Source organism: Mycetocola spongiae (genome assembly GCF_020424085.1).
In the GTDB taxonomy this organism is placed as follows: domain Bacteria; phylum Actinomycetota; class Actinomycetes; order Actinomycetales; family Microbacteriaceae; genus Mycetocola; species Mycetocola spongiae.
Window position 1 is genome coordinate 2,988,136 of sequence record NZ_CP080203.1, and the last position, 20,768, is coordinate 3,008,903.

General features: G+C 66.7%; 19 protein-coding genes. 13 read left to right on the plus strand and 6 right to left on the minus strand.

The window, feature by feature from the left end:
* Positions 1-36: 36 nt before the first annotated feature.
* Both KXZ72_RS13745 and KXZ72_RS13750 read right to left on the minus strand, forming a co-directional pair.
* Positions 37-1,734 (minus strand): bifunctional 3'-5' exonuclease/DNA polymerase, encoded by a 1,698-nt coding sequence (locus tag KXZ72_RS13745; protein ID WP_226081498.1) that lies wholly within the window; start codon positions 1,732-1,734, stop codon positions 37-39.
* A 52-nt stretch (positions 1,735-1,786) separates the two neighbouring features.
* Entirely contained in the window at positions 1,787-3,937 is a 2,151-nt protein-coding gene (locus tag KXZ72_RS13750) for an Ig-like domain-containing protein (protein ID WP_226081499.1), read from the minus strand.
* A 286-nt stretch (positions 3,938-4,223) separates the two neighbouring features.
* On the opposite strand from KXZ72_RS13750, the gene KXZ72_RS13755 reads away from it, so the two are divergent.
* The 4 genes from KXZ72_RS13755 (at position 4,224) to ilvA (ending at position 8,542) form a co-directional block, all read left to right on the plus strand.
* A complete protein-coding gene (locus KXZ72_RS13755; RefSeq protein ID WP_226081500.1) occupies positions 4,224-4,793 on the plus strand; it encodes a LemA family protein in 570 nt (189 codons plus the stop codon).
* Positions 4,794-4,856: 63 nt separating this feature from the next.
* Positions 4,857-5,753 (plus strand): M48 family metalloprotease, encoded by an 897-nt coding sequence (locus tag KXZ72_RS13760; RefSeq protein WP_226081501.1) that lies wholly within the window; start codon positions 4,857-4,859, stop codon positions 5,751-5,753.
* A gap of 80 nt (positions 5,754-5,833) precedes the next feature.
* Positions 5,834-7,198: an AI-2E family transporter gene (locus KXZ72_RS13765; protein ID WP_226081502.1), complete on the plus strand. Its 1,365-nt coding sequence runs from the start codon at positions 5,834-5,836 to the stop codon at positions 7,196-7,198.
* Positions 7,199-7,303: 105 nt separating this feature from the next.
* Positions 7,304-8,542: a threonine ammonia-lyase gene (gene ilvA, locus KXZ72_RS13770; RefSeq protein WP_226081503.1), complete on the plus strand. Its 1,239-nt coding sequence runs from the start codon at positions 7,304-7,306 to the stop codon at positions 8,540-8,542.
* Positions 8,543-8,619: 77 nt separating this feature from the next.
* Here ilvA and greA read toward each other — a convergent pair whose 3' ends face one another.
* Both greA and KXZ72_RS13780 read right to left on the minus strand, forming a co-directional pair.
* Positions 8,620-9,111, minus strand: a complete 492-nt coding sequence (gene greA / locus KXZ72_RS13775) for a transcription elongation factor GreA (RefSeq protein WP_226081504.1) — start codon at positions 9,109-9,111, stop codon at positions 8,620-8,622.
* Positions 9,112-9,201: 90 nt separating this feature from the next.
* On the minus strand, positions 9,202-9,645 hold the full coding sequence (locus KXZ72_RS13780) for a DUF4307 domain-containing protein (protein ID WP_226081505.1): 444 nt from the start codon (positions 9,643-9,645) through the stop codon (positions 9,202-9,204).
* A gap of 115 nt (positions 9,646-9,760) precedes the next feature.
* Here KXZ72_RS13780 and mca point away from each other — a divergent pair, with 115 nt between their 5' ends.
* Positions 9,761-10,627 carry a mycothiol conjugate amidase Mca gene (gene mca / locus KXZ72_RS13785; protein WP_226081506.1) on the plus strand — a complete coding sequence of 289 codons (867 nt, stop codon included), beginning with the start codon at positions 9,761-9,763 and terminating at the stop codon, positions 10,625-10,627.
* Positions 10,624-10,932 (plus strand): hypothetical protein, encoded by a 309-nt coding sequence (locus KXZ72_RS13790; protein WP_226081507.1) that lies wholly within the window; start codon positions 10,624-10,626, stop codon positions 10,930-10,932. Before mca ends, KXZ72_RS13790 begins: the two co-directional genes overlap by 4 nt.
* Before the next feature lie 144 nt (positions 10,933-11,076).
* On the opposite strand, the gene KXZ72_RS13795 is transcribed toward KXZ72_RS13790, so the two are convergent.
* Positions 11,077-11,730 (minus strand): fasciclin domain-containing protein, encoded by a 654-nt coding sequence (locus KXZ72_RS13795; protein WP_226081508.1) that lies wholly within the window; start codon positions 11,728-11,730, stop codon positions 11,077-11,079.
* Between the two features lie 263 nt (positions 11,731-11,993).
* On the opposite strand from KXZ72_RS13795, the gene KXZ72_RS13800 reads away from it, so the two are divergent.
* The 3 genes from KXZ72_RS13800 to KXZ72_RS13810 all read left to right on the plus strand — a co-directional run bounded on the left by KXZ72_RS13800 (position 11,994) and on the right by KXZ72_RS13810 (position 15,281).
* Entirely contained in the window at positions 11,994-13,730 is a 1,737-nt protein-coding gene (locus tag KXZ72_RS13800; RefSeq protein ID WP_226081509.1) for a cytochrome c biogenesis protein DipZ, read from the plus strand.
* Between the two features lie 91 nt (positions 13,731-13,821).
* The gene (sigK, locus tag KXZ72_RS13805) at positions 13,822-14,439 is read left to right on the plus strand and encodes an ECF RNA polymerase sigma factor SigK (protein ID WP_226081510.1); all 618 of its coding nucleotides are present in this window, start codon (positions 13,822-13,824) and stop codon (positions 14,437-14,439) included.
* Positions 14,436-15,281: an anti-sigma factor gene (locus KXZ72_RS13810; protein WP_226081511.1), complete on the plus strand. Its 846-nt coding sequence runs from the start codon at positions 14,436-14,438 to the stop codon at positions 15,279-15,281. The genes sigK and KXZ72_RS13810 overlap by 4 nt, the downstream gene beginning before the upstream one ends.
* Positions 15,282-15,344: 63 nt before the next feature.
* Here the strand turns inward: KXZ72_RS13810 and trhA are convergent, their stop codons facing one another.
* A complete protein-coding gene (gene trhA, locus KXZ72_RS13815; RefSeq protein WP_226081512.1) occupies positions 15,345-16,103 on the minus strand; it encodes a PAQR family membrane homeostasis protein TrhA in 759 nt (252 codons plus the stop codon).
* Positions 16,104-16,161: 58 nt separating this feature from the next.
* Here trhA and KXZ72_RS13820 point away from each other — a divergent pair, with 58 nt between their 5' ends.
* From KXZ72_RS13820 to KXZ72_RS14725, 4 genes are all read left to right on the plus strand, one after another.
* A complete protein-coding gene (locus KXZ72_RS13820) occupies positions 16,162-16,950 on the plus strand; it encodes an isoprenyl transferase (protein WP_226081513.1) in 789 nt (262 codons plus the stop codon).
* A 6-nt stretch (positions 16,951-16,956) separates the two neighbouring features.
* Positions 16,957-18,102, plus strand: a complete 1,146-nt coding sequence (locus KXZ72_RS13825; RefSeq protein ID WP_226081514.1) for an aminotransferase class V-fold PLP-dependent enzyme — start codon at positions 16,957-16,959, stop codon at positions 18,100-18,102.
* Positions 18,103-18,155: 53 nt separating this feature from the next.
* Positions 18,156-18,812: an SIMPL domain-containing protein gene (locus KXZ72_RS13830; RefSeq protein ID WP_226081515.1), complete on the plus strand. Its 657-nt coding sequence runs from the start codon at positions 18,156-18,158 to the stop codon at positions 18,810-18,812.
* 245 nt (positions 18,813-19,057) lie between these two features.
* Positions 19,058-19,180, plus strand: a complete 123-nt coding sequence (locus tag KXZ72_RS14725) for a hypothetical protein (RefSeq protein WP_264159401.1) — start codon at positions 19,058-19,060, stop codon at positions 19,178-19,180.
* The last annotated feature ends 1,588 nt before the right edge of the window (positions 19,181-20,768 follow it).

The following is a 20,768-nucleotide window of genomic DNA, read 5'->3' on the forward strand; positions in this document are numbered from 1 at the left end:
GTCCACTTCCCGCGGCCCCTAGCCGGGTACGCGGGGCTATTTGGCCTCGTCATAGCGCTCGACGATGGCCACACTCAGCGGAAAGTCCAGCGGGAACCGGCCAAAGAGGAGCCGCCCGGCCTCGCTCGCGGCCTCCTCGATCGCGGCGGCCACCTCCGCGGCCCGGCGCACCGGCGCATGCACCACCACCTCATCGTGCAAAAAATACACCAGGTGCGGGCGGGCGACGGGATCGGGATCCATCGCGGCCAGCCGCGTGCGCAACCCCGCCATCCAGCACAGCGCCCATTCGGCGGCGGTGCCCTGGGCGATAAAATTGCGGCTGAACCGCCCCCAATCCCGCGCGAGGGTGCCCGCGCGCCGCCGCTCGGCCTCGCTGCCGTCCACCTGCCCGGCCCGGCGCTGAAATTCAAACCACTCGGGCTCGGGAACGGGCGAGGCCCGGCCCAGCCAGGTGGATACCGAGCGGCCGCGTTCGCCCGCGCGCGCCGCGGATTCCACGAGCTCTATCGAACGCGGAAACGCCCGCCGCAGCCGCGGCATCAGCGCGCCACTCTCGCCGCCGGTGGCACCATAAAGAGCCCCAAGCATCGCGAGCTTGGCCTGCGCGCGCGTGGGGACCACGCCCGCGTCCACCAGCCCCTGATAGAGGTCCTTTCCCGCGCCCGCCGCGGCCATCGCCTCGTCCCGCGACATCCCCGCGATGATGCGCGGCTCCAGCTGCGCGGCATCGGCCACCACGAGGGTCCAGCCGGGATCCGAGCGCACGGCCGCCCGAATCTGCGCGGGCAGCTGCATGGCCCCGCCCGCGCTGGTGGCCCAGCGGCCCGTGGCGGTTCCGGCCACCACATATTCCGGGCGGTAGCGGCCGTCGCGCACCCAGGTATCCAGCCACGTCCAGCCATTGGCGGTGAGTAGCCGGGACAGCGATTTATAGCGCAGCAGCGGCTCGATCACCGGATGCTTAATATCCTTCAGGAGCCACTTGCTGGTGCTGGCCACGGCGATGCCCGCGCGATTAAGTGCGCGCAGCACCTCCTGCGGCGAATCCGGGTTCAGGGTGGGCGCGTCCAGCTCGGCGCGGATCACCACGGCAAGCTCCTCGAGGCGCTCGGGGCGGCCGCCAAAACGCGGCCGCGGGCCCAGCTCGCGGGTGAGAATGCGGTCGTGCTCCGCTGCCGACCAGGGCAGGCCCCGCGCGTAAATCTCCGCCGCAATCAGCGCCCCACCGGACTCCGCCGCGAGCAGCAGGCGCAGCCGGGAGCCCGCGATTGGATCGGCCGCGACGGCCGTGGCCAGCGCCGCGCGCTGCCGGGAAAACTCGGAAAATACCTCCGCGGGCTCGAAGTCGCCGCGCCGATCCACCGCGTCAAAGAGCGTGACCAGATCCTCGGGAACATCCGGTTCCAGCGCCGGATCGGTGCGCGGCCACGGTGAATCCGCGGCCACAAAAAACGCCCCCGCGGGTACGGCGGGGGAGTGCGCAAGAACCGCGTGGCCCAGCCGAAGGTCAACGCAGCGCGCGAGGGTGACCCCTGCACGCAGCAGCTGCGGATACCACTGGGTGGCATCGGACCAGACCCAGCGCGGGGCGTGTGTGGCCTCATATTCGGCACAGACCGCTGCCAGATCGCCGGGCGATACCGTGCGCGCGGGGCCGGCCGGGGCGCCCTCGGCATCGAGAAGGGTGAGTGTGGCACCGGAGTGCGGGGAGCCGGTGAGCAGCACATACATGCCCCCATTCTGCCGCGCACCGCCGACAACCGCGCGCGCCACGCGATCCGCGCTAGCGCAGGGGGAGCGCCCCGGTATTCTCGGCGGGCCAGAGCGCGGGGCGGATCAGCCGCCGCCAGAGATAGGAGGAGAGCCCGACCCCGCCAAAAAGCAGCGCAAAAATAAGCAGGAGCACGGCGTTTCCGGGGTTGTGGATATGGTCGATTGCGGGGGCCAGCAGCGCAAAGAGCGTGGTGTAGGCGGGCACCGCGGCGGCAACCCAGATCCGCCAATCCCAGGCCAGGAGCGCGCGACCGCTGGTTTTGCCCAGCGGGATCAGCAGGATCGCCGCCGAGCCGATGCCGGCCATCGCCATCACGTTAAAGAGTTCGGCGATAAACAGGCCCAGCGCATCGCTTCCCGTGCCCAGCAGGGTGGAGCCGATCCAGCCGATCACGCCGATCAGGAATACCCCGATCACCCGGAACAGGCCGCTGCGCCCGCGCTGCCCGCGCGTGGAATCGGCGCCGAGCCCCAGCGCAAAGGCCAGGCCAAAGAGCAGGGCGGGTTCGAGGCCAAGCACCCGCGAGATCACCGAGACCACCACGGCCGCCCCGAGATAGCGCGGCGCGATTAACACGCTGGGTTCCCCGCTGATGCGGCGGCGGCTGAGCCAGGCGGGAATCACGGTGCCGGCCGCATTCACGAGGGTCAGGGAGACCACGGCCGCCAGGTAGAGCCGCAGATAGGCGGCATCCGAACGCACGGGCATCGCAAATAACACAATTGCGCTCAGCGCGAGGATGCTCACGAGCGAGGTGGCCCACGGATAGCGCACCTGCAGGGGCTCCTCGGTTTCGGCGGGGAGCGGCCCGCGGTTGCGCCCGGTGAATCGCAGCGGGCCGCCGCCGCGGCGCAACCCACCCGCGAGCATCCGGGCGGGCACCAGGATCAGCCCGATCGTAGCGAGGGCCAGGGCGGCCGCGCGGATCCAGACCCCGGCGGCGGTATCGCCGAGCGCGGGTTGCAGAACGTGGGTATAGCGGGTGCCCGCGGTCCAGTCCCAGGAGTGATCATGCGGAGGCTCGGGGGTGGGCTGTGTGGTTTCGGGCGCGGGCTCGCCGGGGGTGGGTTCGGGCGTGGTGGGCGGCGCGCTGGCCGGCGGTGCCGAGGCCCCGGGGGCGGGCGGCGGAGGCGGGATTGCGCCGCCGGGATTGGGCCCAAAGACCACGCGCAGCGTTCCGCTGCCCGCGCCGGGGTTGCCCGCGGCATCGGTCTGATAGGCCACCACCGTGGCGGGGCCGTTTATCGCAAAGCTTCCCGTGCAGTTCCAGGCCCCGGCACTCACCGGGGCGGTGCAGAGCACCGCATCGCCGCCGGAATCGGGCACCGCGTAGACGGTCACGGTGGACCCGTTTTCGCCCTCGCCGGAAAATACGGTGGCGCCCTGCAGCGAGGAGCCCGTGGCGGGTTGCAGAATCTTCGGGGCGGGCGGCGGGGCATTATCGATCGTAATATTCAGCGCCGGGCTGGGATCGGAGGAGGCGCCGTTGCTAAAGCTCGCCGATTGGCGGGCGGTTGCGGTATAGGAACCCCGAAGGCCCAGCGGCACGGAATAGGCCCAGCGACCGGAGCTTTGCACGGGGGTATCCCAGGCGCCCACCCCGGCGATGCTCAGCCGCACGGTGGCACCCGGATAGCCGGTGCCGCGGATCAGCCCGGCACTCGCGGCCCCGGGATCGGTGCCGATGGTCGGGGGCGTGAGTACCGCGATGGTCACGGGCTGCGAGAGGCCCCGCTGGGTGCCATCGCTGCCGCTGACCGAGGCGGCGGTCAGGCGCACGGCCGGGCCGCTGATGAGCCCGCGGACCCGACACTCATAGCGGGTGTCCTGAGTGGCCTCGACCCGGCATACGGCGGAACCCTCGGCATAGATGACCACCGAGGAGCCCGCGGGTTTGGAGCCGGAGGCGGTGAGGGAATCGGTTCCGAAGAAGGCGCCATTGGCGGGGGAGGAGATGGTGGTGGCGCCCGGGGCCGGGGTGCCCAGGCCGGGCTCGCTGGGCCCGGGCGAGGGGCTTGCGGCCACCGCCGATTCCGGAAGAACCTGGGGCGTGGCCGAGGCACCCGCGGTCGGCAGCAGGAGGGCCAGCGCCAGCAACGGCGCGAGCGCGGCAAAAAGCGGAAGGCCCCGCATCCGGGAGCGGCGCGCGATGGCCGTCACCGAACCCCCCGCGGGCGGTGCCGACGCGGGAAGAAGGGAGAATCTCGTGGATGTGGGCGACACGATACCACCCATTCCAGCCCGAACCGGGGGCGTTGTCAAAGACATCGGACCCAAAAGGCAATCATTCCCAGATAAACGTTGCAATCGCGCGCCGCCAAAATCCCGGGCGTGGTACGTCGCCCGGGCACCCTCTCCCGGTAGATTCACGGACCAGGTGCGCTCCGAGTGCGTAGAATGGGGCCAACTCATTCGCAATCACAGCTACCCCTAAGGAGCGCCCCGCATGTCGCAGTGGCTCATTCCCGTCCTCATCGTCGTGGCCCTCGTGGTCATCGTCGGTATCTACCTCTGGGCCACCTATAACTCGCTCGTGGCGCTGAAGGTCCGCGTAGACGAGGCGTGGAGCGATATCACGGTGCAGCTGAAGCGTCGCGCCGACCTCATCCCCAACCTCATCGAGACGGTGAAGGGCTATGCCGCGCACGAGAAGTCGGTTTTTGAGGCCGTCACCCGGGCACGCTCCGAGACCCTGAGCGCGCAGAGCCCCGCCGAGGCCTCCGCGGCGGAGAACCACATGCAGTCGGCCCTGAAGTCCATCTTCGCGGTGGCCGAGGCCTACCCCCAGCTCCAGGCGAGTCAGAACTTCCTGCAGCTGCAGAGCGAGCTCGTGGACACCGAAAATAAGGTGCAGGCCTCGCGTCGGTTCTTCAACGGCGGCGTGCGCGAGCTGAATACCAAGATCCAGGTCTTCCCGAATAACATGTTCGCCCGGCAGCTCGGCTTCTCCCAGCGCGAGTTTTTTGAGGTCGCGGATGCCGCGTCCATCGCCGAGCCTCCCCGCATCCAGTTCTAGCGGCCGGGCCGGATACGGCGCCGGGCAGACGGCCGTACTTTTCGGAAAGTGAAGCACTAAAACATGTATCGAGCGATACGCGCAAATAAAATCAACACCGTGGTCATCATGGTCATCTTCATCCTGATCATCGGGCTATTGGGCTGGCTGGTGGGCTATCTAAATAACAGCCCGGGCATGACCATTGCGGTGTTTATTGGCGCGATTATCTTTGCGATCATTCAGTACTACGCCGGTTCCCGGCAGGCACTAACCATCAGCGGCGGCCAGCAGATCACCCTGCAGGATAACCCCCGGCTCTATCGCATCGTGGAAAACCTGGCGATCACCACGGGCACACCGATGCCCGCCGTCTATCTGATTCAGGATCCCGCGCCCAACGCCTTTGCCACGGGCCGGGATCCCGCCCACGCCTCCGTGGCCGCCACCACGGGGCTGCTGGAGATCATGACCGACGCCGAACTCGAGGGCGTCATGGCGCATGAGCTGGGGCATGTGCGCAATTACGATATCCGCGTCTCCATGATCGTATTTGCCCTGGTCGTGGTGATCGGTTTTATCTCCGATATGTTCATGCGGATGGCTTTTTTTGGCGGAATGGGCCGTAATAATAACTCCAATAACGGCGGCGGCAATAACCCGCTCATGCTGATCTTTGGCATCGTGGCCATGCTGGTCGCGCCGCTGCTTGCGAGCCTCGTGCAGCTCGCGGTCTCGCGCCAGCGCGAGTATCTCGCCGATGCCACGGGCGCCCTGACCACCCGGCACCCCGAGGCGCTTGCGAGCGCGCTGGCCAAGCTGGATGCCTACGGCCGGCCGATGCAAAAGCAGAACTCCTCGATGGCACACCTGTGGATCGCCAACCCGCTTAAATCGGGCACGATGGCCAAACTCTTCAGCACGCACCCCCCGATTGCCGACCGCATTCGCCGCCTCGAGGAAAACTCGGAGCGCTTCTAGGCGTCCCCGAAAAGCGGACACGAACGCACGTTCGGTCGTATTTTCTCGTTCCTGCATATTGCCGCGCTTAGACTGAGCCTGTGTCGAAAATAACGGATAGTACTGCCCCGGATTCCGGGTCCGAATCGGTGGACACCGAGGCCGCGGACGTGCGCGTGCTGAAGACCGATATTCAGGACACCGTGCCGCGTGGCATTCGCATTGCCGGGGCCTGGTCCTGGCGGCTGTTGGCGCTCTTTGGGGTGCTGGCGGTATTTATCTTCCTCATCATGGAGCTGCGGCTCCTGGTGATTCCGTTGCTCGTGGCGCTGCTGATCTCCTCGCTGATCACCCCCGTCCACCGGTTTATGGTCAAGCGTGGTGTGCCCAAGGGGCTCTCCGTGGCGGTATCCCTGCTCGGGACGATCGCGGTGGTCGCGGGCCTGCTCTGGCTCGCGGGTAACCAGATCGCCCAGGACTCGGGCGAGGTCAAGGACCGCACCATCGCCTCCTTTGAGGCCTTTAAGGTGTGGCTGCGCGATTCCCCGCTGCATATCGGTGATGCCGATCTAACGGCGTATTTGCAGTCGCTTATGGAGATGATCCAAAAGGATAGTTCCGCGCTGTGGTCGGGCGCGCTCTCGGTGGGCTCCACGCTGGGACATGTGGGCACCGGACTGCTGCTCACGCTCTTCTCGCTGCTGTTTTTCCTGATCGACGGCCCCGGAATCTGGCGCTTTATTGTGCGCCTGTTCCCGCGCCGCGCGCGCCCCGCGATTGACGGGGCCGGCCGCGATGGCTGGAATACCCTCGCCAATTATGCGCGCACCCAGATTTTGGTGGCCACGATCGATGCCGTGGGTATCGGCGCGGGTGCCTTTTTCCTCGGGATCCCGATGGCATTGCCGATCGCGGTGCTGGTCTTCCTGGGCTCGTTTATCCCGATCGTGGGTGCCGTGCTGACCGGCGCCGTGGCCGTATTTATCGCGCTGGTATATAACGGCCTGTGGATCGCCGTGATCATGCTCGCGGTGGTCCTGATCGTGCAGCAGGTTGAGGGCCATGTCCTGCAGCCGCTGCTCATGGGCAGCGCCGTGAAGATCCACCCGCTGGCCGTGGTGCTGGTGGTGACCGGTGGGGCAATGCTGGCCGGAATCCCGGGCGCACTGTTTGCGGTGCCCGTGACCGCCGTGATCAACCAGATGACCCGCTATATTGCCGGGGCCAGATGGAAAAACGATCCTCAGGCACTCGCGATGGCCGCCCCACGGGTGGCGGACCCCGACCCAAACCCGGACCCGGTGGAACTCTCGGGGCTCGCGGCCAAGATCGCCGGCGCCGTAAAATCCGGTGCTGCCGCCCGCAACGCCACCGAGCCGAACCCGAAGGCCGCCACACCCGGCACGGAGGCCACCCCGGATACCCCGGCAACGCCCCGGGACTCCGATAGCTCGCCCTCCGCCTAGCCGGAACCCTTATCCCCGGTCCGCCGCCGTCCCGCGCCGGCAACACCATACCCGTAATTCCGAGAGAGACAGGCCCCCGCGCTCGCGGGGAGCCGGGAGAAAACCGTGATCGCTAATAACCTGGGACCCACCCTGGACGCACTGAAGGCCGCCCGCGAGGTGGTCGGCCGCGTGGCCGAGATCACCCCGATGGAATCCTCGCGCTATCTGGCCGAGCTGCTGGGCGTTCCCGTGCACATGAAGTGCGAAAACCTGCAGCGCACCGGCTCCTATAAGATTCGCGGGGCCTATAACCGGCTCGCCTCCCTCACCGCCGAGGAGCGCGCGCGCGGGGTTGTGGCCGCATCCGCGGGAAACCACGCCCAGGGTGTGGCGCTGGCCGCCCGCGAGCTGGGCATTAACGCCACGATCTTTATGCCCGTGGGGGTGCCGCTGCCAAAGCTGCAGGCCACCAAGAATTATGGCGCCCAGATCGTGCTGCGCGGACATACCGTGGAGGAGCCCCTGCGGGCCGCGGCGGAATATGCCGAGGAAACCGGGGCCATCTTCATTCCCCCGTTTGACCACCCCGATGTGATCACCGGGCAGGGCACGCTGGGCCTGGAAATCTTTGAGCAGGTGCCCGATGTGGAGACCATCATCGTGCCCATCGGCGGCGGTGGACTGATCTCCGGTGTGGCCACGGCCGCCCGGCTGCGCGCCGAGCAGGAGGGGCGCACGGTGCGCATCATCGGTGTGCAGGCGGCCAATGCGGCGGCCTATCCCGTATCGCTCGCCGCGGGGGAGGTCACCTCGATTATCACCACCCCGACGATCGCCGATGGTATCGCCGTGGCCCGTCCGGGCAACCTCAATTTTGCGATTATCCGCGAGCTGGTGGACGAGATCATCACCGTAACCGAGGACGATATCGCCCGCGCACTGGTGGTGCTCTTGGAGCGCGCAAAGCTGGTGGTGGAGCCCGCGGGTGCCGTGGGTGTGGCCGCGATCCTGGCCGGGAAAATCTCCGCTTCGGGACCCACGGTGCTGATTCTCTCGGGCGGCAATATCGATCCGCGGCTGATGCAGATCGTGGTGAACCACGGCCTGGTGGCCTCGGACCGCTATCTCACGCTGAGCATTCCGCTGCCCGACCGCCCCGGTCAGCTCGCGCGCATCTCCGAACTGATCGCGCAGGCCAATGCCAACGTGATTGAGGTCCTGCATACCCGGCACGGGAACGGCCTGCAGATCGGTCAGGTGGAGCTGAAGATCAGCATCGAGACCCGCGGCTCCGAACACCGCGAACTGGTGCTGGAGACGCTGCGAGATGCCGCCTATACCCCGCGCGTGGTGGAGGACTAACCGGTCTGATAAAACACGGGGGCCCCGGTCCCACACCGCGCGGTGTGGGGCCGGGGCCCCGTGTATTTCGGCCGGGACTACTGGCCGGCGTAGGTTTCCACCTTCAGAATCTCCACGTTGATATCGCGGCCATTCGGGGCCTGATAAACAGTCTTCGCGCCGACCTTCAGGCCGCGGATCGCGGCACCAAGCGGGCTGGACTCGCTATATACATCAAGCTCGGAGTTGCCCGCGATCTCGCGGTTGCCCAGCAGGAAGACCTCCTCATCGCCCGCGACATTCGCGGTGATGACGGTGCCGGGCTCAACCACGCCATTGGAGGTGGGGGTCTCACCGACCACAGCATCGCGCAGCATCTGCGTGAGCGTGCGAATGCGCAGCTCGATCTTGCCCTGCTCATCCTTGGCGGCGTGGTAACCGCCGTTTTCCTTGAGGTCACCCTCCTCGCGGGCGGCCTCGATGCGCTTGGCAATCTCGGTGCGGCCTTCCGTGGAGAGCGTTTCCAGCTCGGCGGTCAGTCGATCGAAGGTTTCCTGGGTGAGGAATGAGACCTGCGTGTCGTCAGCCATCGTGAACTCCTAAATACATAAACGAGCGCCTCGACGGGTGGTCGAGGCGCTGGGACTACCCGGCAGCAAAAGCGCGGGTATCCGTCGAGCCTAGGGCAGCCAGCAGTTCTTAATCAACCCTGTGCTCGCGATTTGGGTGGTCTTCACCCGCTGCGTGAAGGTGCGAACGTTCTGTTCCCCGGGCTGGATCTGGATCAGCTTCCACCCCACCACGGTGAACTCATCGTTCATCGCCTGCACCACGCACAGCGGGCTGGACCCGGGCGGGGCGGTGAGCATAAAGCTCACGTCCACGTTATGGTCGTCGAGGATCGCATGCGCGGTATCCCGGGCCTCGATCGTGGCAGAATCGCCGTCTAGCGCCCCCCAGACCACCCAGGCACCCAGTACCACGGCAAACGCGGCGGCCACGATCACGAGAATGCGTCGGTCGCGTTTATGGGTGCGCGGCGTGCGACCATAGCGGTCGGCCAGCACGGTCTCGGGATCGGCAGCCTGGTCTTTACCCGGTAAAGACAGATCTGTCTGGCTCATCAACTCACACCCGTTCAAAGGATTAGTACTATTGGTACTAGGTTAACCGTTTCGCGAGCCGTGTGCGTCCACATGAGTCCTCCGGGCGCTTATCAATACCAAGGAGACAACACACGTGGCACCGAGACTTCTGGCCGTGCACGCCCACCCCGATGACGAATCGAGCAAGGGCGCGGCCACGCTGGCCGCCTATCGCGCCCGCGGCGCCGAGGTGATGGTTGTGAGCTGCACGGGCGGCGAGCGGGGAGATATTCAAAATGACAATCTGCCCCTGATCCACCTGGCCCACCGCGATCTCACCGGCCTGCGCCGGCTGGAGATGGCCGAGGCCGCCCGCATCCTCGATATTCAGCACCGCTGGCTCGGCTATTACGACTCGGGTATGGCCCAGGAGGACGGTACGGTTCCCGCGGGAAGCTTCGCCGCGATCCCCCTGGAGATCTCCGTGCAGCCGCTGGTGCGCCTGATCCGCGAGTATCGCCCGCACGTCATGACCGCCTATGACGAAAACGGCGGCTATCCGCACCCGGATCATATCCGCACCAATCAGATCGCCGAGGCCGCCTATGAGGTGGCCGCCGATCCGAGCGCCTATCCCGAGCTGGGCCCGGCCTGGCAGGTCTCCAAGCTCTATTACGACCAGGTCTTTAACTCCGCCCGCGTGAATGCCAATTTTGCCGAGATGCAGCGCAGCGAACCCGATTCCCCGCAGCTCGCGGCGATGGAGGAGCGCATGTCCTGGATGCGGGACCGACCCGATCGCGCCACCACCCATGTGGAGGTGGGCGAGTTTTTTGAAAAGCGCGATGCCGCCCTGCGCGCCCATGCCTGCCAGGTGCCGCCGGACTCCGGATTTTTCTTCTGGAGCAACGACCTGCAGCGCCGCGCCTGGCCCTATGAAGACTTTGAACTGGCGCGGAGCACCGTGCCCACCACCATCCCCGAAAGCGACCTGTTCGCCGGAATTGAGGACCTGTCATGATCGCCACCCTGCTCGGTTGGACGCTCAGCGTCTCCCCGTCCCCGTCGCCGCGCACCCCCGGCGTGGCCCCGGATAATAACCTGGTGACCCCGGGTGTTATCGGCTTCCTCGCGATCGCGTTTGTCGCCGTTGCCGCGTGTTTCCTGGTCTGGGACATGATGCGCCGCATCCGCCGCACCAATTATCGCGCCGAGATCGTGGAGCGCCTGGAGCACGAAAAGGAAGACCTCGCTCGCGCCGAGGCCGGACTGCCCGCGCTCGATCGCGAGCAGCCCGAGCCCGGCGAGACGCCCCCGGGTAAATAACCCGAGATACCCCGCGGCGGGCCCGGAGGAGAATCCTCCGGGCCCGCCGTTTCTCTTTTGCACCCCCGGGATGCGCCGCGCAGCTCCCAAAAAACGGGGCCCCTCCGCGCGTGCGGAGGGGCCCCGTGGGGTATACAGCGGGTATTACATGGGGGGCATCAGTACCGAGTCGATCAGGTATACCGTGGCGTTGGCGGTCTTCACTCCACCACAGATCACGGTGGCATCGCCGACCTTGAGGTCATTGCCGGAACCGGTCACGGTCACGTCCTGACCCTCAACGGTGGTGTGCGAGCCGGCGATCTTATCGGGCAGGATCTGGCCGGGCACCACGTGGTAGGTCAGGATCTTGCTCAGCAGCGCCGAATCGGTCTTCAGGGTGTCGATGGTGCCGGCGTCGATCTTCGCAAACGCGTCATCCACGGGGGCAAATACCGTGAACTCGGAACCGTTCAGGGTATCAACGAGGTTCACATCGGGGTTCAGCTGGCCGGAAACGGCGGCCACCAGGGTGGTCAGCATCGGGTTATTGGAGGCGGCCACGGCCACCGGGTCCTGGGACATTCCGAGGATCGAACCGGCACCGGTGGGAACGGCCTCGGCATAGGCCGAGCAGCCTGCGCCCACCAGGTTGGCGGTGAGTGCGGCATCGGGGGAGGCCGAGGCCTTCGGGGTCTCCATGGTGGAGGCGGCGGGGGAGGAACCGGCGGTATCGGTGGTGGCCGAACATCCGGCGAGGGCGAACAGCGACAGTGCGGCAAGCGTGGAAGCGGTGATGAGTGCGCGGCGAGTCTTCATGATCTTCTCCTGATTCGAGGAATTCGCTATCCGAGGGTGATACGGCTGTGTCTCGGAACCGAATCCGCCACGGTGTTGTGGCGGCTGTTGACAGGTATTCGGAACCCCCGGGCAAACGGATGGGAAATAAATCAAAGTTTTTTTCGAGCCCCGGAATCCCGCGGAAAAATGGGGGTTCCAATCCGATCGGGGCGGCGCACCGAATACCGTTCATCAGCCGCACGTGGGTATCCCCACACAGCCGGCCCGGAAAGGTTGTTCCCATGCTTACCCTGGCGTTGATCGGATTGGTCGGTGGCCTCATCACCGGCATCTCCCCCTGTATCCTGCCCGTGCTTCCCGTGATCTTCTTCTCGGGGGGTGCGGAGAGTGCCCGCGTGCCCGGGGAAAAAGGTGCGGACGGGCAGCCCCTCCCCGCGGTGAAGCCCCCCTCGCGCTGGCGTCCCTATCAGGTGGTGGCCGGGCTGGTGGTGAGCTTCAGCATCTTCACGCTCCTCGGCTCGCTGCTACTGAGCGTGCTGGGCCTGCCGCAGGATGTGCTGCGCTGGGCGGCACTGATCGTGCTGGTCGCGATCGGCCTGGGCCTGATTTTTGAGCCCCTGCAGCACCTGCTGGAGCGTCCCTTCGCCCGCTTCCCGCAGCGCGCCATTAAGCCCGAGCGGCGCGGATTTGGCCTGGGCCTCGCGCTGGGTGCCGTTTATGTTCCGTGTGCCGGACCGATCCTCGCGGCGATCACCGTGGCGGGCTCCACGGGCACGATCGGGTGGGAGACCGTGGTGCTCACCGTGAGCTTCGCCCTGGGTACCTCGATCCCGCTGCTGTTTTTTGCCCTGGCCGGGCGCCGCGTCGCGGAGCGGGTCAAGGCGTTCCGCAGCCGGCAGAAGGGAATCCGCATCACCGGCGGAATCCTGATGGTGGCCCTCGCGATCGGGCTGGTCTTTAACGTGCCCCAGGCGCTGCAGCGACTCATCCCGGACTATACCGCCGGGCTGCAGGACGGCTTTAATAACTCCGAGCAGGTGTCCCAGGCCCTGGACCTGGGCGGGCTGGTCAACGATCAAAACCGCGACCTGGATAAGTGCAGCAATGGAGCAAGCGAGCTGGAGAGCTGCGGCACCGCCCCCGATCTGAAAAATATCGACCGCTGGTATAACACCGAGGGGGATCGGCCGATCGCGCTGGAGGAGCTGCGCGGCAAGGTGGTCCTGGTGGACTTCTGGGCCTATAGCTGCATTAACTGCCTGCGCTCGGTGCCGCATACCACCGCCTGGGCCGATACCTATCGAGATGCCGGCCTCGAGGTGATCGGCGTGCACTCCCCGGAATATGCGTTTGAGAAGGAGCCCGCCAACGTGCAGGCAGCCATCGCCGCGCAGAAAATCACCTATCCGGTGGCGCTGGATAATAATCTCTCCACCTGGACCAACTACCGCAACCGTTATTGGCCCGCCCACTATCTGATCGATGCCGAGGGCACCGTGCGGCATATCAAATTTGGTGAGGGCGGCTATGCCAATACCGAGAAGCTGATCCGCGAATTGCTCACCGCGGCGACCCCGGGGGTCACGCTTTCCGCCGCCACCGAGACCACGGATGCCACCCCCGAGCTGGGCTCCACCACCCCGGAGACCTATCTGGCCCCCACCAAAATGACAAATTTTGCGGGCTCGGAAACCTATGGCACGGGAGAGGGCACGTTTGCCTTCCCCGATTCGCAGCCCGCGGATACGTTCACCCTCGACGGCACCTGGGATCTCACCAGCCAGGCCATCGGCTCCGAAAACGGCCGGATCCGGCTGACCTATACGGCCTCCGAGATTCGGATGGTACTGGGCGGAGAGGGCGAGATCACGGTGAAAAACGGCTCCGATACCCGGACCATCCCCGTGAGCGGCGTTCCCAATTCCTATCAAATCTTCCGGGCCGATTCCTCGTCCACGGGGGAGCTCACGGTGACCGTCTCGGGGGGCGTTGATGCCTACTCCTTTACGTTTGGATAGGCCCGCGCGGCCCCGCCCGATTCCGGGCGGGGTGCGGGGTGCGGGGGAGTGGCGGTACACACCATCCCCAAATCTTTGCCAAACTAGCGTGATGTACGGTGCACACGGGGTCCCCGAGGACCCACCACCCGCGGGCCCCGCCCCCGCGGCGACCATCGCTGAACGCGCCGCTGCCCTGATGCTCCGCATCCGGGACGCGGATCGGGAGGCCTTTGCGGAACTCTACGACCTCTTTGCCCCCCGGGTACTGGGCCTGATCCGCCGGGTGTTGGTGGATCCGGCCCAGTCCGAGGAGATCGCCCAGGAGGTTTTCCTGGAGGTCTGGCAGCGGGCCGCGGGATTTGATCCCGATCGCGGCACGGTCACGGCCTGGCTGATGACCCTCGCGCATCGCCGGGCGGTGGACCGGGTGCGCGCCGCGCAATCCAGCCGCGAGCGCGATGAACGCATCGGAATCCGCGATATCCCGGTGGCCTTCGATAGCGTGGCGGAGAACGCCGAGATACGGGTGGAACACGAACGGGTAGCCCGGGCGCTCGAGAGGCTCGGCGAAAATCAACGCGAGGCCGTGATCCTCGCCTATTATGCGGGCTTCACCCAGACGGAAATAGCGGAGCGGCTCAAGATACCGCTCGGCACGGTGAAAACCCGGATTCGCGATGGCATGATCAAATTACGAGAACTCTTAGGACAGGAGGTGGCACGATGACTCCCACACGGGACACCCAGAACCCCGGCAGCGAGGATGCGGCCGCCTATGCCCTGCACGCCCTGGAGAGCGCGCGGGCCGCGCAGCTGCGCAATGAGCGCTCACGCGATGCCGATCTGGATCGCGAGATTGCCGAGTTTGAGGCCGTGGCCGCCGAGCTGGGCCTCGCGGCCGAACCCGTGCAGCCCTCGGCCGGGCTGCGCGCGAGCATCCTGGACCGCCTGGACTCCCTGCCCCAGCTCGGGGCGGAGGAGGCGCTCGCCGCGGAGACCGGAGCCGACTCCACCGCGCCGCGCGCAAGCACCCCGGCCGAGAGCCCCGCGGAAACCGATTCCGCCGCGGGCACCGTGACCCCGATCGGCGCTGCCCGTTCCCGGCGATCGCGCCCGGTCTGGATCATCGCCGGGGTGGCCGCCGGCGTGGGCCTGTTTTTTGGGGGCCTCACGCTCGGTCAGGGGCTCCTCGCCCCGCAGGCCCCTCCCGCCGCGATCACCGCGGAGGCGCGGCTGTCAGCGCTGCTCGCCGCGGATGATCTGGAGCGTGTGGTCACACCGGTGGACGGCGGCGGCACCGCCACCGTGGTCTGGTCGGCCCGGCACACGGGCGCGGCGATTGCCGTCAGCGATCTGCCCGCGCTGCCCGCCGATCGGGTCCTGGAACTCTGGCTGATCGATGGCAACGGGGCAACCCCCGCCGGAACCTTCGGCCCCGAGGCCGAGGGCGTCACCTGGGCCCTGCTGGAGGGCACGCTTGCGCCCGGGGATACCATCGGCGTCACCGTGGAACCCCGGGGCGGCTCGCAGACCCCCACCACCGATCCGATCGTGGTGGTCCCCACCTAAACCGGAACCGGCGGTATCCGGGCGGGACGGGACCCCCACGGGGTGTCCCGTCCCGCCCGGGCGTTAACCGGCGTGAAACTCGGGGTGCAGGGCCAGCAGCAGGATTCCGGTCCAGTGGCACAGGAACGCCAGGACCGTGCAGACATGGAAGATCTCATGGAATCCAAAATGGCCCGGGAACGGATTGGGCTTTTTCATGCCATAGACAACCGCGCCGGCCGAGTACAGCAATCCTCCGATGACCACGAGCAGCATCGTGGCGGCGTTGGCCCGCACAATATCGCCCAGATACATCACGGCCGCCCAGCCCAGCGCCAGATAAAGAATCACATAGAGCCAGCGCGGGGCGCCGATCCAAAACACCCGGAAGGCGATCCCCAGCAGCGCACCGGTCCAGACGATGACCAGCAGCAGCGTGCCCTTCGCGGGCGGCAGGGCCAGCACCGCGATCGGCGTATACGTGCCGGCAATCAGCAGAAAAATATTGGCATGATCGATGCGTTTAAAGATCATCTTCACGCGCGGTGTCCAATTGATGCGGTGATAGAGCGCGGAATTGCCAAAGAGCAGCAGCGAGGTGAGCATAAATACCGCGCTACTCCACTTGGCCGGGCCGCCCTGCGCGAGCGCGATCAGCACGATTCCCGCGGCGATAGACACCGGGAATGTTCCGGCATGGATCCATCCGCGCCAGGTGGGTTTGACCTCCTCCGGGGCAATTTTCCCGGCCTCCACCAGCGGCAGCTTGGGAAGGTTTACGCCCTCGTCGGGGATTTCACCGTGTGCGCGGCCGCGAGCCGCCGACCCATTCTTGCCTACCATGCCCCCAGCCTAGCGATCGAATACAGGAACATCAGGAAAAGTGAGCTAGCGTAACGTTGTGACGAATAGCAAGACGCGGCCGGGCAGAGAACTCCTCTATGCGCTGTACCAAAAAAAGATCCGCCGGAACCTGAACCCGGAGACGCTGCCGCGGCATGTGGCCATGATCATCGATGGAAACCGGCGCTGGGCCAAGCAGCTCGGTTTTGATACCCCCGCACACGGTCACCGCGCCGGGGCCGCCAAGATGCGTGAGTTTTTGGAATGGTGCGATGACCTCGGCATCAAAACCGTCACCCTCTATCTGCTCTCCAGCGATAACCTCGTGCAGCGCGAATCCGAGGAACTCGGCGATCTGATCGAGATCATCGCGGATCTCGCCGAGGAACTCTCGCACTATCGCGACTGGGCCGTGCAACACGTCGGGGCCACCAAGGGCCTGCCGCCCGAGCTGATCGCCGCGCTGCGCGGGGCCGAGGAACGCACCCGGGACAATCCCGGCCTGCATATTAACCTTGCCGTGGGCTATGGCGGACGCACCGAAATCGTGGACGCGATGCGCTCGATCGTGAGCGATTATGAGGGCACCAACGGCGGGACCATCGCGGGTCTTGCGGAGCTCCTAACCCCCGACCTGATCGGCGAGCACCTCTATACCGGGGGGCAGCCCGATCCCGATTTAGTGATCCGTACCTCTGGCGAACAACGCCTCAGTGACTTTATGCTGTGGCAAAGCGCGCATAGCGAGTTTTATTTTGTCGAGGCCCTCGGGCCCGATCTGCGCGAGGTTGATTTCCTACGGGCGCTGCGAGATTTTTCCCGCCGCAACCGCCGCTACGGAGGCTAAAGATTTATGAGCGGTATCAAAAAATTTATTGCCGGATTTGCCGATCAGGAGGCCGGCTATCTGGACTATGCCCGGATGGGGCCGCTCAGCGTCGCGGTGCGCGAGGATATTCGGGTGCATACCGAGGCCCTCGGCCGCGGCCGGTTCGGAACGATGCCGTTCCTCGCCGAGGAGGGCCCGCGGTTTCAATCGGCGGTGAGCGCGCTTACCGGTTTTGCCCCCGAGCAGGTGGTGGCCCAGCCCAATACCGGAACGGCGCTGATGCAGGCGATGTTTGGGCTCTCCGGCGGGCTCCTGGTGAGCGCCCAGGACTTCCCGAGTGTTCCCCTCGCCGCGGCACGCTCGCATGAGCACGTGGGGCGACTCACCCCGCACTGGCTGAAGACCGAGGATGGCCGCGTCACCCCCGAGGCGGTGCGCGCACAGCTGAGCGTGGATATTGATGCGGTGGTGGTGAGCCTCGTGGACTATCGCACGGGATTTGTCGCGGACCTCGCGGGTATCCGCGATGTGATCGGCGATCGCCTGCTGATCGTGGACGCAATCCAGGGCTTTGGCGTGGTTGATGCCGATTATGCGGCGGCCGATGTGCTCGCCGCGGGCGGCCATAAATGGGCGCGGGCCGGCTGGGGCACGGGCTTTTTGGCGCTGTCGGATCTGGCACTGGATTTGATGACGCCGGTGATCAGCGGGTTCATGGGGACCGGCGACGTGGAGCCCTGGGGGCGCGTGGTCGAGCCGGGCCCGGGAGCCTCGGCCTATGCGGTCTCCAATCCGGATCGGCTGGCTCAGTCGCGCTTTGCCGCGTCGCTCGAGGAGACGGCCGCGGCGGGAGTCTCCTCCATAGCGGCCGTGATTAGCGATCTGGCGGGCGAAATCATCGAGATGGCCTCCGAGTACAACCTGCCCGTGGTGAGCCCGCGAGAGGCCCATAGGAGGGCGGGCATCGTGGTGCTGGAGCCCGAGGGAGACGACGCCGGGCTGCTGGCCGCCGCGCTTCATAATGCCGGGATCACGGCGACGCTGCGCGAGGGGCGCACCCGCCTCTCCGTGCACGCCGGTACCGACCGCGAAACCCTGCGCATGCTGCGCGAGGCGATGGCCTCGCTGTGCGGTGCGCGACCGCAGATTCAGGATCTCGCGGGACCCTAAACCGTCCCGCCACCGGATGCCGTTATTCGATGAGAGAAACAGGGGATAAACCGATGATCACCATTGCCGTGACCGGATATGCCGAGAGCGCGCTGCCCGCCACCCGCGGAACCGTGCGTGCCCGCGTGGAGTGCGAGGGAGCCTCACGCGCCGAGGTGGTGGCCGAGGCCGCGCGGATTCATCGCGAGCTGAGTGTGCGCGCGGCGGAGCTGGCCGCGGCCGGGGCCACCACGCGCTGGAACGCCGATAGCGTGAGCATCGGCACCACCCCCACCTGGGGTCCCGACGGGGTACGCGGGGCCGATGCCCAGCGCGCGAGCTCGGCATTTATGCTGAGATTTTCCGATTTTGGGGCGCTACAGGAGTGGGTGGATTTCCTCGGGGCCGAGGCCGCGGTGCGGATCGAATCGCTCACCTGGGATGTCTCGGAGCGCGCACTCGCGGAGGCCACCGAGCTGATGCGGGCGCGGGCGGTCACCGATGCGGTGGCGCGGGCCGGGGTCTATGCGGGTGCTGCGGGGGCGGGAACCCCCGCACTCACCGCGATCTACGAACCGGGGCTGCGCACCGCTGCGCCGGCGGGCCCGGGCGGGGCGATGATGGCGAAGTCGATGATGATGTCGGCGGATGCCGCGGGTGGGGGATCCTTTGATCTGACGCCGCGGGAGATTCAGGTTTCCGCGGAGGTCACGGCCGACTTCGTGGCCTAGGGGCGGGCTCGGCGGGAGCCGAGAACCCGGGTCTCGCGTGGGGCCGGGGGAGTGGGGACGGGGCGATCTCGGGGTGATTCTTGTGCCCCGGGCGCGGACCTGCGGGGCTGATGAATCCGGGGCTGATGAATCCGGCACGGAGGCGGTAAAGGGATCGCTATCCCCAGCCCGGAAGTGGCGCGATGGTTGTGCACAGCCCGCAGTTTTTTCCGCGCGGGCGCGCCGCCGGTTTTTAGCCTGGAGGCATGATTAATTCACTCCAGCAGGCGGCGCAACGGGTCCTCCTCGGGGCCCGCGAGCCCGTGTTCCCGGGGGCGGGGCCCGTCCCCGAGATTTTTCCACGGGGCGAGTATCCGGAGGGTGCGTAGTGCCCGGGGGCGCGGAGCTCTCGGGCCTCGCCGGGGTTTCCGCGGGACCCGAGTTTTGTGGGCCGATATCCGGCGGGCCGGTATGTGGCGGCACACTATTCGACGGCATCATATTCGGAGGGCCGATATGTGAAGGGGCGGTGACGCTCCTGATCTCGGTGCTTTCTGGGTCGCTGTTCTCCGGCTCGGTGTTCTCTGGCTCGGTGTTCTCCGGCTCAATGTACTCCGGGGCGGAGTTCTCCGGTCCAGCGCTTTTTGGGCCAGCGCTCTCCGGGGAAGTGTTCTCTGGGTCAGTGTTCTCTGGGCCTGCGCTTTCGGGGTCAGTGTTCTCGGGGGCATGGCCGATGCTTCCGCCGGGCCTGTGGCCCGCGCTGGCCTGGGTTGCCGTCGTCACGGGCCCGCTCATAGCCTGTGACCTGCGCCAGCGCCGCCTCCCCAATCTCCTGTTACTCCCCGGCCTGGCTCTAATGCTTATGGGCCTCCTGCTCCACGGCTTAGGGGTGGCCCCGAGGTCCGGGGCCTTGGGTTCCGGCCCGACCGGTGCGTGCCCCGCGGATGCGGCTCTGTTTCACCTAGCGGCTCCCCAACAACGGGCTCCCCAACAAGGGGTCCCTCAACAAGTGGCTCCCCAACAAGGGGTCCCTCAACAAGTGGCTCCCCACTTGGCGGAGCCACCACCCGTGGCACCAAAACCGGTGGTGCCCCAACTCGCGGCGCTCCAACCGTCGGTGCCAGAATTCGCGGCACTACACCCGGCTGTGCCATTACACCCGGCTGTGCCACCGCACGCGGCGCAGGACTCGGCCCCGCCCGGCCTATTCTCAACCGCGATGGGCGGCGCAGGACTCTCCAACTCACGCACCGACCCGCACGGTCTGGGCGCACGGGGTCGGGGTTTCCCGATTCCGGGAATTCCGCGTTCAGGTACGGCGAATACAGGTGTGGCGAATATAGGTGTGGCGGGTGCGGTTCCGCCGGGAGCGTGCCCAGCAGGTGAGTATCTGGTGGGTGGGGGACCCGCCTCCCCGGGGGAGCCGCCGCCCGGACTCCTGCCTGCCCGGGCCGAGCCGCTCACGAACATCCTGATCTGCGCGCTAATCATTGCCGCGGCGGTCCTGGCGGCGCTCCGCGGAGCCTGGGGCATGGGGGACGCCAAGCTCCTGGCGCTCCTACTTCCCCTTCTCGCCTGCCGCGCACCCGCGGAGACACCCCGAATCGCACTGTGGCTCCTGGTACTCTCCGTGGGCGCAACCTGCCTCGGGGCCGCTCGATATCTCGGCAGACGGCCCGGAACGGCGCGCGCCGACCCGCGCCCCAGAGCGGCCCCTCGCCCTCCGCGGCGAAGGTGGCCCGGACCGCCCCGGGCCGCCCTCCACAAAACCTCCGGGAACGGCGCGCGCGCCCGCGCTACGATCGCCCTTGGCCCCGTGCTCCTCGCCGCCTTCTGGCTGGTCTTTCTCCTGCCACCCTGACCCGGGCGCGGTAGCCGCCCAGCACGGTTCCCGGCCGGTGTTGTTCTCCGTGAGTGCCGTGCCCGGGCGACGATTGGTCCGCATGGAGACCCGTGAGTTTCGAAGGCCAACAAGTC

What these genes read in the sequence shown, in the direction of transcription:
- KXZ72_RS13780 (WP_226081505.1), bottom strand. Translation starts at nt 9,645, where the DNA reads ATGAGCCAGACAGATCTGTCTTTACCGGGTAAAGACCAGGCTGCCGAT.
- sigK (WP_226081510.1), top strand. Translation starts at nt 13,822, where the DNA reads ATGTACGGTGCACACGGGGTCCCCGAGGACCCACCACCCGCGGGCCCC.
- KXZ72_RS13745 (WP_226081498.1), bottom strand. Translation starts at nt 1,734, where the DNA reads ATGTATGTGCTGCTCACCGGCTCCCCGCACTCCGGTGCCACACTCACC.
- KXZ72_RS13795 (WP_226081508.1), bottom strand. Translation starts at nt 11,730, where the DNA reads ATGAAGACTCGCCGCGCACTCATCACCGCTTCCACGCTTGCCGCACTG.
- greA (WP_226081504.1), bottom strand. Translation starts at nt 9,111, where the DNA reads ATGGCTGACGACACGCAGGTCTCATTCCTCACCCAGGAAACCTTCGAT.
- trhA (WP_226081512.1), bottom strand. Translation starts at nt 16,103, where the DNA reads ATGGTAGGCAAGAATGGGTCGGCGGCTCGCGGCCGCGCACACGGTGAA.
- KXZ72_RS13830 (WP_226081515.1), top strand. Translation starts at nt 18,156, where the DNA reads ATGATCACCATTGCCGTGACCGGATATGCCGAGAGCGCGCTGCCCGCC.
- KXZ72_RS13790 (WP_226081507.1), top strand. Translation starts at nt 10,624, where the DNA reads ATGATCGCCACCCTGCTCGGTTGGACGCTCAGCGTCTCCCCGTCCCCG.
- KXZ72_RS13755 (WP_226081500.1), top strand. Translation starts at nt 4,224, where the DNA reads ATGTCGCAGTGGCTCATTCCCGTCCTCATCGTCGTGGCCCTCGTGGTC.
- KXZ72_RS13825 (WP_226081514.1), top strand. Translation starts at nt 16,957, where the DNA reads ATGAGCGGTATCAAAAAATTTATTGCCGGATTTGCCGATCAGGAGGCC.
- KXZ72_RS13800 (WP_226081509.1), top strand. Translation starts at nt 11,994, where the DNA reads ATGCTTACCCTGGCGTTGATCGGATTGGTCGGTGGCCTCATCACCGGC.
- KXZ72_RS14725 (WP_264159401.1), top strand. Translation starts at nt 19,058, where the DNA reads ATGATTAATTCACTCCAGCAGGCGGCGCAACGGGTCCTCCTCGGGGCC.
- KXZ72_RS13810 (WP_226081511.1), top strand. Translation starts at nt 14,436, where the DNA reads ATGACTCCCACACGGGACACCCAGAACCCCGGCAGCGAGGATGCGGCC.
- KXZ72_RS13760 (WP_226081501.1), top strand. Translation starts at nt 4,857, where the DNA reads ATGTATCGAGCGATACGCGCAAATAAAATCAACACCGTGGTCATCATG.